Genomic DNA, 15,818 nt, shown 5'->3' with positions numbered 1-15,818 from the left:
ATAAAAATAATGGCTGTCGAAGTTTCTCGACAGCCTGAGGATAAGGAATTTTCTCCCTTGTCCTTTTCCTCTTCGAGCAGTGCCAGACATCACTTATACTGCTTGTTTTTGGATGTCAGCTCTAGGTTTTTCTCGTTTGACAAGTAACATAAAGAAAGCAAACACAAGTAAGCCGCTTAAGAAATACAACCCGGCACTTGTTCCTCCCGTCAAATCTTTCAATGCTCCTACTGCATATGGACCGATAAAACCGCCAAGATTGCCAATCGAATTTACTACAGCTATCCCAACAGCTGCTTGTGCTGGATTAAGCATTGTTGTAGGCAGCGCCCAAAAAGGACCTTTATAACAATACATGCCTGTAAGTGATAAAGTGATGAATAACATGCCCAATACAGGTTGGAGTGTTACTCCAGCGCCTATCAATGTTATTGCCCCTACCAAGAGCGGCAAGGCAGCATGAAGCCATCTTTCTCCTTTGCGGTCAGAGCGGACTGACCACCAGTTCATGGCAATAGTAGCAACAATATAAGGAATGGTAGCAATTAGACCAATTTGTGTATTAGATAAAGACGCTGACATTCCATCAATAATCTGCGGCATCCAGTAACTGACACCAAGAGTACCGGCAATATAAACAAAATAAATAATGGCAAAGTACCACACTTTTGCATCACGAAGAGCTTCTATATGTCCGCTATGCTTTGCAGAACCCTTTTTGCCATCTGCTTCTTTTACTCTTTCCTTTTCCAATTCAGCAATTAGCCAATTCTTTTCTTCTTCGGTGAGCCATTTTGCATCCTCTGGTTTATCCGCTAAATAAAATAGGGTCACGATCCCAAAAATCACAGCCGGAGCACCTTCAATTAAAAACATCCAGCGCCAGCCTTCAACATTGAACCAATGAATGTTGTCCATAATCCATGTCGAAAGTGGAGCACCGATAATATATGATACAGGAATCGCACTCATTAACATGGCAATGGTTTTTGCGTGATCTTTTGCCCTAAACCAATATGTTAAGTACAAAACAATTCCCGGGAAAAAGCCAGCTTCTGCAACACCGAGCAAAAATCTAATAATGTAAAGATGACTTGCTTCCTGTACAAACCCAGTCGCCATCGATATAATTCCCCATGTAATGAGGATTCGCGCAATCCAGACACGGGCGCCAAACTTCTCCATCAAAATATTACTTGGTACTTCAAAAAGAAAATAGCCGATAAAGAATATACCAGTTGCCAGACCGAAAACCTGGCTGGTCAAACCAAGGGCATCATTCATCTCCAAAGCGGCATAACCAATGTTAGCCCGGTCCAAATACGAAATAATATAAAGGAAAAATACAAATGGAATAATCCTCCTTGTTACTTTTCGCACCGTTTGCTTTTCCAAAGATACTGCGTCATTCATCATACCCACACCCCTAAATTTAAAATGAATATAGAAAAAACTGTATAGATTGAATGAAGTAAATGTTCCGAAAATTATTGAAACGACGTTACTTCACTTTATTTACAATTAGGAATCAACACACCTTGAAATACACAGGCTGAAGGCCAAAAAATCTTATAAAAATGTAAGTGTTTACATTTTCAGGCTAATATAAAGGTTCCCCATATCTTGTGTTGGATCCTAATGTAAATAACATGTTCTAATAATTTGTTATTTGTAATACAAATTAGTAATACAAATTTCGTTGTATATCTTGTGTTTTTTATTTTTTTTGATTATTATAATCATAAAATAGTGTGTTGTAAATTAAAATTTCAAAAAAATTACTGAAAAATTATCATAAATTTGTTATATAAATCAATAAATTTGTTATACAATTTTCGTCCATTCCTATTTTAGAACTACGAAAGGAGAGGGAGTCATGGCCAAAAAAGAAAAAGTTTCGCAAATGATATCTCGTGAATTATTGAAACAAATTGAAATCGGAAAATTTCCACCAGGCTCTAAGCTGCCGACAGAAATGGAGTTGGCTGCTCAATTCGGTGTAAGTAGAGTACCTATTCGCGAGGCTTTAAGTATGCTGCGTGCAGCAGGTGTCATTTCCTCGCGTCAAGGCGGCGGGAGTTATGTAGAAGAATCAACAAATTCATCATTATTACAGCGTATTCGAATTGAGAGCGATGATGTGGACAGCATTAAATATTTATTTGAAATGAGAAAAATTTTGGAGCCGGAAGCAGCATATTTAGCAGCACTCCGACGTACACCTGAACAGCTAGAGCAAATGAAACGAATTTTAAAAACAATGGAAAATGAATCTTTAGAAGAAGGAGACATTTCAACAGAGGCCGATATCGAATTCCATCGTTCGATTATTTTGGCTACACATAATCCAGTTTTAATTCAAACACTTGAAAATCTATCCTCTCTTTATGAAAAAACATTAAAGATTACGTTGCGACCTAACGTGGAGTTAAAACAAAAACGAAAAGCTGTATATCAAGAACATTACAATATTTTACAAGCAATCGAAGCAGAAGAACCGGACCTCGCCAAAATCCAATGTCTCATCCATTTAAAAAATGCTGAGAAAAAATTAAGTCTGTTTTTAAGAGATTATACGATATAGAAAATTGGAAAGTGAGAGATTCATATGAAGGTAGTTACACCGAGTCATATTGAAGAGATTAAATCAATAGTTAAAACCGGTAAAGTACTCACTGATGAGAGCGACCGTTTCAGCTATTCATTCGACGGCTCTTTCGGATCATTTCTGCCGGATGTGGTCATTCAAACAAAGAGCGTGGAAGAATTAGCATCCCTTGTGAAGCTTGCCAATCGCGAGAAGATCCCAGTTTATCCTCGCGGTCAGGCCACATCATTAAGCGGCGGCCCGCTGCCTGTCAAAGGCGGTATGGTATTGGATTTATCGGTATTAGATGATGTACTTGAAATTCATGAAGAAGACTTAATCGCCGTTGTATCCCCGGGAGTATTAACATCGGATATTCACAAAGCAGCCGAGAAAAAAGGATTAATGTATCCTCCAGATCCAAGCAGTTCACATGTGTCTACTATTGGCGGAAATTTAGCTGAGAACTCTGGAGGTCCAAGAGGATTAAAATACGGAGTAACGAAAGATTATGTGATTGGTTTGGAGGTTATCACTCCTGAGGGTGAAATCATTCATACTGGCGGACGCACTGTAAAAAATGTAACCGGTTATGATTTAACAAAACTCATTGTCGGATCAGAAGGAACCTTAGGCATCATTACAAAAGCAATTTTGCGGCTTCTTCCAAAGCCGCCCGCTTCCGAAACCATTATGGCGGTATTTGACAGCCTTGTTGATGCGGGAAGCGCCATTTCAAAAATTTTATCGTCAGGTATTTTGCCTGCCAAAATGGAGTTAATGGATCAAGCTTCGATTGTGGCGGTCGAAAATTACGAGCCTTTAGGCCTGCCTGTAGATGCAGAAGCGATTATTCTCATTGAGCTCGACGGCCATCCTTTAGCTTTAAAGGATGAGATCAAACAAGCAGCGGAACTATGTTATCTTGTCGGAGCAAGAGCTGTTCGCATTCCAAAAAATGAAGAGGAAAAAAAGGAGATCTGGAAAGCTCGAAAGCTGGTATCTCCGGCTATCGTACGTATAAAACCGACCAAAATTTCAGAAGATGCCACCGTACCACGAAGCAAAATACCTCAAATGTGCGCAAGATTGCAGGAAATTCGAGATAAATATAATGTTCACCTCGTCGTATTCGGTCACGCAGGTGATGGCAACCTGCATCCAAACATTATTTGCGACAAAAACGACAAAGAAGAAATGCGCCGCGTAGAACAAGCTGTCGCTGAAATTTTCACAGCAGCAGTTGAACTTGGCGGAACGCTTTCAGGCGAACACGGCATCGGAACTATGAAGGCTCCTTTTATGGAAATGGAATTAGGACCAGTCGGCCTGGATATGATGAAGCGGATTAAAAAAGTTTGGGATCCAAATAACATCATGAATCCAGGAAAAATTTTCCCCGAAAAGGGTCAGAAATTGGAGTTGAGTTAACATGAAAGAATCTCTTGAAGAACTAAGGGAAGAATTTCAATATAATAAAACGAACAGCTGTGTACAGTGCGGTTATTGTCTGCCCGTCTGCCCGACATATGTAACTATGCGAATAGAAACACATTCACCGCGCGGACGTATTAATTTAGTCAAAATGGTTGGCGAAGGAAAAATCACGGATTTATCAGTGCTTGAAGAGCCGCTGGATTTATGCCTTGGATGCCGGGCTTGTGAAACGGCTTGTCCGACTGGAGTGGAATATGGTTCCATCCTTGAATCTGCAAGGGCTGCACTTGTGAAACGCAAGAAATTTAAAGCTCCTGTTCGTCTGCTGAGAAAGACAATGTTTCAGAACGTATTCCCTAGTAAAACAGCCATGAATGTGATCGGCAATACGTTTTGGCTTTATGAGAAAAGCGGATTGCAAAAAGCGATGCGCAAAACTGGTATTATGAAAAAGCTGCCTTATCATTTAGGTGAATTCGAAGCGACAATGTCTCAGGCAGTTTCGCCAGCAGAGCGTAAACAAGCTCCCTCCAGAGTGAAAGCAAAAGGTGAAAAAAAATATACAGTTGCATTTTTCACCGGATGTGTCATGGATGCTATGTTCCATCGCATCAACCGGTTGTCTATACAGCTGCTTGCAGAAGCGGGTTGTGATGTCATTGTCATCCCTAATCAGACATGCTGCGGCGCACTGCATGCGCACTCTGGTGAAATAGAGGAAGCCAAGCGTCTCGCAAAACAAAACATCGCCGCATTTGAACAAGAGAACGTTGATTTTATTGTGAATAATGCCGGAGGATGCGGCGCTATGCTGCATGAATATGACCACCTGCTCGCAGATGATCAAGAATGGGCTGATAGAGCGGCTGCGTTCACTGCAAAATCAAGAGATATCAGCCAAGTGCTAGTCGCTTGCGGCGGACTGCCTAATCTTCGGTCAAATCCGGAAGAACGAGTCACATATCAGCCTTCGTGTCATATGACCAATGTTCAAAAAGTGACTGAGGAGCCTTTAAACCTTCTAAAAAGTATTTCAGGAATTAATTTTGTTGAGATGGAGCAAGCAAACATGTGCTGCGGTTCAGCAGGAATCTATAATATTATTAACTATGATGCATCAATGGACATCCTTGATGAGAAAATGAAGCATACGAAAGCGACCGGAGCATCAGTCGTGATTACGACCAACCCAGGATGTCTCATACAGATGAAGCTTGGTATCGAACGCGAAAAACTGTCTGATTCTGTGCGGGCATTGCATCTAGTCGAATATTTGGCCGAAGCTGCCGGAATTTCATAAATTTTGCTTACACTTATGATGGATACGTGTTTATTGTTCATTTGATAGAAGCATTAAACATGACATTCCGCACCTGAAAGGAAAACTTTCACCTTTTTTTCAGGTGCGTTTTTTAAAAGTTTTCACTTATCATTTAGTTCCTTTTTAATCGACTTCTTCCACCTTCATTCTTTTTTCGATAATTTCCATCCATCATCTATTTTAACCTGTTCCGACACACAGATGGAAAGGAAAGATTATAGCCAACCTCAAGTTCAAATAACCCTTTTGTTTGTTAGCCGATGTAATCAAGTCAGCCGGAAAAGAATTCGATCCGCTAATACAATCGGATTTTCTTCACGCTGAAAATCTCCAAAATGTGTCCAGTTACATTGAATTGGACGATGTTTCAGAGCAACGTTTTTCGTATTTCCATTGAGAATCTGTCTGTAAAAATAAGAAAATGAAGCTTTATATGACGTTTTATTAATGTTTCTGTTTATTCATATAGGTTTGTAAATTCCGCATATCCGAGAACAGCCAAGTACGATTCATCACGAAGTCATAAATACCTTGATATTGCCATTCTCAGGAAAGTTTGAAAAAAATCCCTAGTTTCGTAACAAACTAAACCGGACCAATTTTTATTTCTCAAAATATTTAAAAAAGATCAAAAAAAAAAAAAAAAACATTTATTGATTTTTAATAAATATATTGGGTCTAATCTCTTCTGTCATTTCTTCTTAACCCTAACAGTCCTGCAAGACCAACTAAACCAATCCATCCCCAATCTGTATCTTCATTATCATCACTATTATCAACATCTGTATTTTGAGCCATTTGAGTAATTTTGTTTGTGTTGTTATTGACGTCTATGCTGTCATTTTCAGCGTAGGCAACTATCCCAAAAAGCATCAACGCAACTGATAGAGCGCAAAATGAATGGAGAATTTTTTTTAACATGGTTTTCACCTCCTTTTAATAATTGTTAACATTTAATATGTCCATCAAAAGAACAATTATTCTTTAGATATAGAAGCCGTTTAGGGCGTCATTTTTAAACCTATTCAATTCAATAAACGAGTGCGTTAAAGAAAAAATAGATGGTAAAAAAAGAGAAATGAATGCAATTACAAGGTATATATCTTCTATAAAAGAAGGGGAGCTATTATCAAATGTTTTAAGGCAGGGATTGGGGATTTACTGTTATTCCACAAACGTGATGAATGGTTGGCATACAAAAGACGATTTTTAAAAAGTAAAAGCTTGCGGCATCGCAAGCTTTTCCATATTTAGCAATCCGAACTTTTCACGTTGAGCGGCGGTGGAACTAGCCAGCCTTTTTCTTTGTTTATTCTAAGCAATTTAGCACCATATTGCGCTTTTTTTACGTGAAATTGACCAAACATTAAAGCAATATCTTCCCTGATGCACTCTCCTATAATTGTACTGCATGCCACTAAACCAGCAGAAATATCTTTGCTAAGCATTGCAGCTATTTCCGGGTCGGCAAATCTCGCACCAACTGGAATATCTTCCAAACATGCTTTTGGCCGTTCTGGGGGTGATGGCGGAAGTGCTATTCCATTTTCTTTTAACAAGTTTTCTATTTCTTGTATTTCCGGTTTTAAAACGTTTTCGATGCTATCCTCTATAAAACGTTTTAAATCCTTATCGCCTGTGTGGTTGAGCAATGTTTGATATCCGGCAACAAATCCTTTAGCCGTTTGTAAATACGACCATACGCCAAATATTTCTCCGTAGTGCATTGGCTCTTCTTTTGGATTACCGCTTAAAATTCCCATAATAAACCTCCTAACAAAATTCATATATCACCATTCTTTAGATAATATGGATTGATTGAAATACAATTATGCAAAGGAAAGTGAAGTTTTAAAAAACTTATTATGTTATTGGAATTTTGTACGAAGGATGAACAAAAAAGTTTGTGTAATGCATGGATTAGTTCATCAAATTTAGTTAAATTTTCAATCCTTCTAACAGTACTTCTCGATAGGAAATTTGACTCCAAAAAAGGACTACCTCCTTTCTTCTTAGTAAGGAAGTAGTCCTCACTTATTCTATTGAACCAGTTCTCAAAAAAGTGGTCAAATTTTATTACATGCACCCTACATATCCTTTTATTGTAATAATTTTACAGTTCCCTTTCACTTTCGTGCATTTTGATTTTAGAGGGCAATGACTACAGTCTTCACATTCATAGATTTTGAAGCTTTGTTCATAACCAGACGGGTCCTTTTTGTTTTGGTATTTTTTAAACGCAACTTTCCTTCCATTTGGGCAGATAAAACAATTATCTTGCTCACAATACGTCCAGTTTTTCGCAATTTTGATGTCTTTTTGTATTTGTGTGTTGTTCTTGTACATAGGTTCCATAAGGAATCAGAAAATCAAATCGAGGCTCTTTCTCAACACCAACTGTATATAGTTTTCTTCACTGCCATATCCTGTGACTGTTTTCAGCATGGGTAAAGAAAATTTGCCAGTTTCTCCATATTTTCTTGGATGAGTTTTTCGATTCCCCGGCAGGAATAAATCTTTTGGGAATAAGCGTACAGAAAACTATATTTTTTGCATCAATTTTTCTATTCGATTGGAGCTTCCGAAAATCTCAATATGGTATTTGACATTTTCATATGCGGCACGGATAACATCTTGATGAAACACAAAATAATCTGTATAGCAAGAAGATTGGACATTTTTATTTATATGATTGATAACATTGTTGAAGGTTGAAGTAGCAACATTAATTTTTCTAATTCCTAACTTAATGCATTCTTTAAAATCATTCTCTTCGATTCCCGATCCACCGTGTAATACAAGCGGTATTTCAACTCGCTCATCAATTTCCTTCAAACGGTCAAACCGCAAATTTGGTTCACCTTTATATACGCCGTGGGCGTTTCCGATCGCAATTGCTAATGCATCTACTTTTGTTTCTTCCGCAAATTTCTCAGCTTCTTCAACCCCTGTAATAGTTATTTCGATATCTTCTGACCCATCTTCGCTTCCTCCGACTCTTCCAATCTCAGCTTCAACGGTTGCACCGTAGAAGTTCGCCAGTTTAACAATTTCTTTTGTCTTTTCTATATTTTCTTTTAAAGGTAAATGTGATCCATCATACATGACAGATGTAAAGCCGATATCAAGTGCCTGCTTAATTTTTTCATAAGTTAAACCGTGATCAAAATGAACCGCTACTGGGACAACAGATTGTTTCGCAGCTTCAACCATTAATGGGCCGATTAAATGAAGCGGAGAATGCTTCAAACGAACTTCGGCAATTTGCAATATAATGGGCGATCGTAATTCCTCTGCCGCTTGGATCGCCCCCATAACCATTTCCATATTTGCAACACTAAATGCGCCGATTCCAAAATTGTCCTCTTCCGCACTTGCGAATATCTCTCGCATTGTCACTAAAGGCATTTATTCATCATCCTTTTCCTATACCGACTATTTTCTAGGGAAAATCTGTACTTGCTATTACGTTTTCTATACAAGATCTTTAATGAAAAACAACGAATTTTTTTCTTAAATGGTTTGTTAAAACTCGACTTTCACCGGTACTCCTTTTTCAAATGACTCTTGCGCAGCTTTGGCAATTCTTTGTGCTTGCAAGCCATCAAATCCACTGCACAAAACAGATTCATTATCCATGCAAGCATGAACAAATTGCTTAACTTCTTCAATATAGGCTTCAGAATAACGTTCAAGAAAGAAATAGAGCGGTTTATCCTTCACAACATGGTCAGATGTTGATAATTCAACTGTTGTCGGCCGGCAATTATCAGCAGTTGCCGCCCCTTTATCTCCAAAAATTTCTACTCTCTGATCATATCCATAAACGGCCTGTCTGCTATTATCAATGACACCTAATGCACCATTTTCAAATTTTAGTGTTACAACCGCCGTGTCGATATCACCGGCTTTGCCAATTTCTGAATCTATTAAAACGGCTCCTTGAGCAAAAACTTCAACTACTTCACTGTTTACAATATAACGAGCCATATCGAAATCGTGGATCATCATATCCATAAATAAACCGCCTGAAGTCCGCACGTAATCAATGGTTGGCGGTTTTGGATCCCTTGAAGTAATTTTTAAAATATGAGGTGTTCCAATTTGTCCTTGTTGAACAAGATCGTGTAGCCTTTTAAAATTCGGATCAAAGCGTCTGTTAAATCCTACTTGAAATTTGACGCCAGCCTTTTCAACTTCATTAATTACCTCTACTGTTTCTTCAACTGAAAAACTAACCGGTTTTTCACAAAAGATATGCTTACCGGCCGCCGCAGCCTTTTTAATAATTTCGGCATGCGTAGTAGTTGGAGAGCAAACAAAAATGGCATGGATTTCCGGATCACGTAAAAGATCCTCATAATTATCCGTAACTATTGAAATGTTCTTTTCTTTTGCCCAATCTTCCATTTGAGCAATCATTACATCCGATATTCCTTTAATCTTTACATTTGGTATATGCTGCATGTTTTCTGCATGCAGCCGCCCGATTCTCCCTGCTCCAATAATTCCAATGTTTATCATGTTCCGATCTCCTCCATTTTCACCAAGAAAATGACCATCATTTGGCATGATGAAATCTGCTTGCTCATCATTAAAAGTTTTTTATTTAAGTAAATAAAGGATCATTATATTAATGAGCTCGAGCTGAAGAAGCTCGAGCTATTTAATGGTTTTACGTGTCCGACAGACTTGTTGTTGCGAACAACCATCTTTTCATCAGTTAACAAAAATTTATTCTTTCGTAATGCTTTTCAAGAATTCTAATTTTTCTTGCGCATTTTCTTTTGTGATGACATCAATGCCGCTGTCAATTCTTTTTTCAACTTTTTCACCTTTTATAGCTTTAATTGCATTTTCAACTCCTAAATATCCCATGTCATAAGGGCTTTGAGCAATTGTTCCGGCTAATTTTCCGGCTATAATCGATTCAACAGCTTCAACTGTACCGTCTGTGCCAATGACCGGGATTTTCATTCCTTTAGCTTCAACTGCCCGGAGCACTCCAAGTGCCATATCATCGTTTGCAGCAAATACACCTTTAATATTTTTATTGTTCTGTAATATATTCTCCATTACTGACATCGCTTTTGATTTATCACTATCTGCCGGTTGTTCAGCTACTACTTTCATCCCAGCATCTTCTAAAGCTTTTTTGGCTCCTTTTATACGCTCATCTGTTGCAGTGTTCCCAAGAGCACCGCTAATAAGAGCTACTTCATCCCCTTTATTCAACATTGATGCAAGCAATTTTCCAGCTTCCTGACCAGCTGTGAAGTTTTCTGTTCCAATAAATGTTGTTTTATCTTTCAGTTCTGCGTCTGTATCAATGAGCAATACAGGAATGCCCTGTTGTGTAGCCTGTTCTAGTGAAGGAACAACAGTTGAAGGCTGAGTTGGCGAAACAACTAATGCCCCCGGCGATTGATTGATTTGGTCCTCAATCATATTTACTTGTTCGATCACTTGAGACTCTGAAGCTGGTCCTACAACATTTACTTCAACACCCAATTCTTTTCCAGCTGCTTTCGCACCAGCCTCTACATATTTCCAATATGGGCTGCTTAACGTTTTTAAAACGACTGATATTGTTTTACCTTCTAATTCGTTGCCTTCTTTCTCACTACTTCCCCCTGAAGATTTTTCACCCCCACATCCGGATGCAATAATCATGCTAGCAGCCATTGCTACAACACCTAAAGATTTCACCCATTTTTTCATAAAATCATCCCCCTTGAATTTATAAATAAATTTTTAAATATTAACACTATTTTTGAAAAAGTTAGTCTTTCTTGCTTTTTCTCTGTCTAATCACATCTACATAAACAGCCGCTATAATAACAAATCCTATGACTGCCATTTGAAAATCGGCTGAAACATTCAATAAGTTAAGGCCATTTCTCAACACAGCAATAATTAAAGCTCCTATCAGAGTTCCCCAAACTGTTCCAACTCCACCAAAAAAGCTTGCTCCGCCAATAATTACCGCTGCAATGGCATCCAATTCATATGATAAACCTGCTAGCGGGAAGGCAGAATTTACTCTTCCTACCATAACTAATCCTGCCAGTGATGCCATAAAACCACTGATCGTATAAACAATGACAAGAACACGATCAACATTGATTCCGGATAAATGAGCTGCTTCTTTATTTCCTCCAATTGCATAAATATATCTTCCGGTTTTTGTTCTAGTTAAAAATATATGGAAAATGATATACATCACGATAACTAGCAAAAAGCTCACAGGAATTGGACCGACAAATTCTCTCCCCAAAAATTGAATTAAATACGGAAATCCGGCAATTGGTGCAGCTGCTGTTACAATCAGCGCTAAACCACGTGCTATGTTCATTGTTCCAAGAGTAGAAATAAACGGATGAGGCAATTTAAGCTTTGTCAGCAATATTCCGTTTAGCCACCCAAAAAAACATCCTACTAATAAGCAAACAAGAATTCCTAAAATGGGATGCATGCCCATATTAACGGAAACAATCCCCATTAACATGATTGAAATAGCTAAAATGGATCCGACCGATAAGTCGATACCTGCAGTCAAAATCGGCAAGAGCATTCCTAAAGCCAACAATGCATTAATGGATGACTGTCTGGCGATATTCATGATGTTGTTGATGGTTAAAAACTTATCCGATAGAATCGTGAGAACTGTACATAAAATGATAAGCCCGATCAGAGCGCCAAACTTACTAAGGTAATGCTTGACAGATTTCTTTTCAACATTCGTTTCCGAGCTGTTCACCGCTAACTCTCTCATCAATTACTCCCTCCTGTAGCCGCTTTCATAATCTTCTCTTGCGAAGCTTCATTTATAGGAAAGTCTGCTGTTATTTTTCCTTCAGACATCACAAGTACGCGATCGCACATTCCTAAAATTTCTGGCAAATCAGATGAAATCATTAAAACGATGGCTCCATTTTCAACTAATTGATTCATCAACCGATATACTTCCACTTTAGCGCCAACGTCGATACCACGTGTCGGTTCATCAAATATAAAGACTTTCGCTTTTGTACAAAGCCATTTGGCTATAACGACTTTTTGCTGGTTTCCTCCGCTCAGCTTTCTTGCATTCAGTTCAATATTTCCCGGGCGGATTTTCAATTCTTTTACATAGTCCATGGCTCCCTGCTTGATTTTTTTCAAATCTATTAATTTGCTCTTTTTTCTAAAGTTATCCATATTAGCAAGGACAATGTTCATGTATAACGGTTGATCCAGCAGCAAACCTTCACTTTTTCTATCCTCTGTAATAAAGGCTATTCCGGCAGAGATGGCGTCCCTAGGTGATTTAATGTCGACTAATTTTCCGTCAACATAGATCTTCCCTTTTTCCTTTTTATCTGCACCAAAAATGGCTCTTGCCAGCTCCGTTCTGCCGGCACCAACAAGTCCGGAAATACCGACAATTTCGCCGCGGCGAATACTAAAGCTGACAGGTTCTTTAAAGCCGCTAACTTTTAAATCTTCGACTCGAAAGCCTTCTTCCCCTAACGTAAAGGTTTGTTTTGGATATTTTTCTTCAAGAGTTCTACCTACCATCAGTTCAATCCAATGATCCGTGCTCGTTGTCTTTACTGGAAGTGTATCGATTTTAAAGCCGTCTCTTAAAATAGTGATTCGATCGCCAATTCGTTTAATTTCTTCAAGTCTATGAGAAATAAATATGATAGCAATTCCTTTTTCTTTTAATTGTTCGACCGTTTTATATAACTGTTCTACCTCCGACTGGCTCAAACTCGCTGTTGGTTCGTCCATGATAATTAATTTCGCATCTAAAGTAAGAGCTTTCGCAATTTCGACTAGCTGCTGCTGACCTATTCCTAAGTAACCGAGCGGCTGCTCTGCAATAGCTGGATCTTGTCCAAGCATCTGCAAAAATTGCTTCGCGCTTTCTTTCATTTGTTTGTGGTTGATAAATGAAAATTTTCCATTCCCTTTAATTTCCCGGCCTAAAAATATATTTTCATAGACTTTCAGCTCTGGAATCACGTTTAGTTCTTGGTATATCGTTGCTATTCCAAGCTGCATGGCATCCAAAGGTGAGTTGATTTGAACCGGCTGGCCTTCCCAATAAATTTCTCCTTCATCTTTTTGATAGGCTCCCGTCAAAATTTTAATCAACGTTGATTTACCAGCCCCATTTTCACCTAACAGCACATGAACTTCCCCAGGTTTCACTTCAAAATCAATGCCCTTCAAAACATGATTATTTGAAAAGCTTTTTTTAATGCCCTTCATCACCAGTAAGCTTCCTTCAGTACTAGCCAATGTTTTTTCCTCCTTTCTCTGCGTATAGGAACTAATCTATTAAGAGAATCAACAGCTATTCTGAAGACAAAATCATAATATTTTAGATGTTTTCAAGGAAACTTTTTCTTGCTTAAAAAACGATTCTTGTGCCGCAACAGCAATTTCTTGAGCTTTTACTCCATCTTCAACAGTTACTTTAGGTTGATACCCCTCTAGTAAAGCATTGAAAAAGTCTTCCAGCTCGAGATAATAGGCGTCTTTAAATCTAGTCGGAAAATCTTGAACAATATCATGAACTGCGCCAGAACTGGTCAAAACTTGAATGTTATGTTGACGCAAGCCGCCAATAAAAATAGTTCCTTCCGTACCTATTACTTCCGCACGTATATCATAGCCATAATGGGCATTTCTGCTGGATTCAACGTCACCAACGGCTCCCGATTCAAATTCTAAATAACAGAGAGATTGATCCACATCTTGATATTTGGACATAAACGGATATTTTAAAACTTTGCCGTGAGCTGATACTGCTTCAACGTCTGATTCCATTAAATACCTTGCAATGTCAAAATCATGAATGGCCATATCAATAAATATACCGCCGCTATTTTTTATAAATTCTTCAGGAGGCGATGCTGGATCGCGGGAAATTCCCCGAAAATAAATTGGTTTTCCGATATCTCCTCTTAAAATTCTTTTTTTGGCTTCAGCGTACGCTGGATCGAACCGTCTCATAAAGCCGACCTGACAAATTGTGTTATGCCGCTTCATTATTTCAAAAATTTCTTTCGCTTCGTCTAAATTGCTGACAAGCGGTTTTTCAACAAAAACTGCTTTATTGCTAAAAGCTGCTTCCTTCAACAGTTCAAAATGCGTACTCGTAGGAGAAGCAATGATAACAGCCTCAATCCGATCATTGTAAAAAATATCACTTGGATTTGTAGTGAAGTTAGGAACATCTAATTCTATGGAAACTTTTTTGGCAAGCTCTTCATTTCTATCACAAATGTATACTAGTTCAGCGGATTGGATTTTTGTCTTAACGTTTACGGCATGCCAATATCCAAGACGTCCCAGCCCGATCACTGCACAGCGAATTTTTCTGTTCATTTTCATTACCTTCCTAAAATTTATTTAGACTTGCTACTACGGATTGATTGCGCAAAGATTCATAACCTTTTTCTATATAATGAATAACTTGAATAGAATTTCGGATTCCATAAACTGGTTGTTTTCCGTTGATAATGCAATCATTTACATGCTCCACTTGATTGAAATACTGATTATCTTTATATGTTTCAAACAGTATTATTTCGTTATTGTCATCTTTTACAATTACTTTGCCCTTTTGATCTGATGACACATCAGGCCGAAAAGAGGAATCTACTAAAATGGTTCCGCGCTCTCCTATAATTTCATACCGATTAATAAATGGCAGCTTCATGCTGGCGGTAATTTCAGCTGTTCTTCCAAACTCATCTACAAAAATACAAGTTGATAACATATCCACTTTATGTTCAGGGTCAACTTCCCCCAACATAACAACTTTCTCTGGTTTTATTCCGATGATCTGGCTCATCGCATGAACTCCGTAACACCCGACATCCCACATAGCTCCTCCGCCTAATGCGGGGTTTAAACGAATATCATCCCGGTCTTGCAAACTCCAAGAAAAATGTGATTTTACATGCAATATGCTTCCGATCATCCCCGAAGCCAATAAATCCTTTACACGTGCATGTTGTTTATGGAATTGATACATAAAGGCTTCCATAAAAATTACGTTGTTTTGCTCTACAGCTTCCTGAACCTTCAATAATTCTTTCGTACTAACAGCTGCAGGCTTTTCTACTAAAATATGCTTTCCCTTCTGTGCAGCTTTTATTGCCCATTCGGCGTGCAGGGCATTTGGAAGAGGAATATAAACTACATCAATCGATTCATCTTCTAACAATTGATCGTAATCACTATAAACCTTTGGAATATTGAATCGGGCGACTTTTTCTTTGCTTCTGCTCGCAATCGCTACAACTTCGGAACGAGAGGATTGTCTCAGGGCAGGAAGAAGCTGCTCGTAAGCAATATTAGCTGCACTCATAATTCCCCACTTTACTTTTTCCATTTTGATCACCTTTCACAAAATTTTCTGAACGGCAAAGGTAAAATCATGACCGCCCAGCATCCCATTACAATCAAAGTTAC

At 38.4% G+C, this 15,818-nt stretch carries 14 protein-coding genes; 3 read left to right on the top strand and 11 right to left on the bottom strand.

Going from position 1 to position 15,818, the window contains the following annotated elements:
- Positions 1 to 93: 93 nt before the first annotated feature.
- Complete coding sequence (locus RI196_RS02275; protein WP_198318584.1) at positions 94 to 1,416, bottom strand: MFS transporter; 1,323 nt, start codon at positions 1,414 to 1,416, stop codon at positions 94 to 96.
- 460 nt (positions 1,417 to 1,876) lie between these two features.
- Between RI196_RS02275 and RI196_RS02270 the strand changes: the two genes are divergently transcribed.
- From RI196_RS02270 to RI196_RS02260, 3 genes are read left to right on the top strand one after another with little or no spacing between them, the layout of a single operon-like run.
- Positions 1,877 to 2,584, top strand: a complete 708-nt coding sequence (locus tag RI196_RS02270) for a FadR/GntR family transcriptional regulator (protein WP_311066816.1) — start codon at positions 1,877 to 1,879, stop codon at positions 2,582 to 2,584.
- 24 nt (positions 2,585 to 2,608) lie between these two features.
- Positions 2,609 to 4,018, top strand: a complete 1,410-nt coding sequence (locus RI196_RS02265) for an FAD-binding oxidoreductase (protein WP_311066815.1) — start codon at positions 2,609 to 2,611, stop codon at positions 4,016 to 4,018.
- Position 4,019: 1 nt separating this feature from the next.
- Complete coding sequence (locus RI196_RS02260) at positions 4,020 to 5,324, top strand: (Fe-S)-binding protein (protein ID WP_117017308.1); 1,305 nt, start codon at positions 4,020 to 4,022, stop codon at positions 5,322 to 5,324.
- Positions 5,325 to 6,023: 699 nt separating this feature from the next.
- Here RI196_RS02260 and RI196_RS02255 read toward each other — a convergent pair.
- The 10 genes from RI196_RS02255 to RI196_RS02215 all read right to left on the bottom strand — a co-directional run bounded on the left by RI196_RS02255 (position 6,024) and on the right by RI196_RS02215 (position 15,738).
- Complete coding sequence (locus tag RI196_RS02255; protein ID WP_130158037.1) at positions 6,024 to 6,266, bottom strand: WGxxGxxG family protein; 243 nt, start codon at positions 6,264 to 6,266, stop codon at positions 6,024 to 6,026.
- A gap of 329 nt (positions 6,267 to 6,595) precedes the next feature.
- Complete coding sequence (locus tag RI196_RS02250) at positions 6,596 to 7,108, bottom strand: DUF3231 family protein (protein ID WP_311066814.1); 513 nt, start codon at positions 7,106 to 7,108, stop codon at positions 6,596 to 6,598.
- 313 nt (positions 7,109 to 7,421) lie between these two features.
- Positions 7,422 to 7,691, bottom strand: coding sequence for a transposase (locus tag RI196_RS18490; protein ID WP_375338779.1), 270 nt, complete (start codon positions 7,689 to 7,691; stop codon positions 7,422 to 7,424).
- A gap of 195 nt (positions 7,692 to 7,886) precedes the next feature.
- Positions 7,887 to 8,753 carry a class II fructose-bisphosphate aldolase gene (locus RI196_RS02245; protein ID WP_063387626.1) on the bottom strand — a complete coding sequence of 289 codons (867 nt, stop codon included), beginning with the start codon at positions 8,751 to 8,753 and terminating at the stop codon, positions 7,887 to 7,889.
- A 117-nt stretch (positions 8,754 to 8,870) separates the two neighbouring features.
- A complete protein-coding gene (iolG, locus tag RI196_RS02240) occupies positions 8,871 to 9,869 on the bottom strand; it encodes an inositol 2-dehydrogenase (RefSeq protein ID WP_063387650.1) in 999 nt (332 codons plus the stop codon).
- Between the two features lie 210 nt (positions 9,870 to 10,079).
- The gene (locus RI196_RS02235) at positions 10,080 to 11,066 is read right to left on the bottom strand and encodes a sugar ABC transporter substrate-binding protein (RefSeq protein WP_117017312.1); all 987 of its coding nucleotides are present in this window, start codon (positions 11,064 to 11,066) and stop codon (positions 10,080 to 10,082) included.
- 61 nt (positions 11,067 to 11,127) lie between these two features.
- On the bottom strand, positions 11,128 to 12,120 hold the full coding sequence (locus RI196_RS02230; protein ID WP_063387628.1) for an ABC transporter permease: 993 nt from the start codon (positions 12,118 to 12,120) through the stop codon (positions 11,128 to 11,130).
- Positions 12,120 to 13,604 (bottom strand): sugar ABC transporter ATP-binding protein, encoded by a 1,485-nt coding sequence (locus tag RI196_RS02225; RefSeq protein ID WP_311067315.1) that lies wholly within the window; start codon positions 13,602 to 13,604, stop codon positions 12,120 to 12,122. The genes RI196_RS02230 and RI196_RS02225 overlap by 1 nt, the downstream gene beginning before the upstream one ends.
- 102 nt (positions 13,605 to 13,706) lie before the next feature.
- Positions 13,707 to 14,726, bottom strand: a complete 1,020-nt coding sequence (gene iolG / locus RI196_RS02220; RefSeq protein WP_311066813.1) for an inositol 2-dehydrogenase — start codon at positions 14,724 to 14,726, stop codon at positions 13,707 to 13,709.
- 13 nt (positions 14,727 to 14,739) lie between these two features.
- The gene (locus RI196_RS02215) at positions 14,740 to 15,738 is read right to left on the bottom strand and encodes a Gfo/Idh/MocA family protein (RefSeq protein ID WP_066248129.1); all 999 of its coding nucleotides are present in this window, start codon (positions 15,736 to 15,738) and stop codon (positions 14,740 to 14,742) included.
- Positions 15,739 to 15,818: the final 80 nt, after the last annotated feature.

The organism is Aeribacillus composti (assembly GCF_031760945.1).
Classification (GTDB): domain Bacteria; phylum Bacillota; class Bacilli; order Bacillales; family Aeribacillaceae; genus Aeribacillus; species Aeribacillus composti.
Note: the sequence above shows the minus strand (reverse complement) of the source record. Positions and strands in the feature narration are given on the sequence as shown.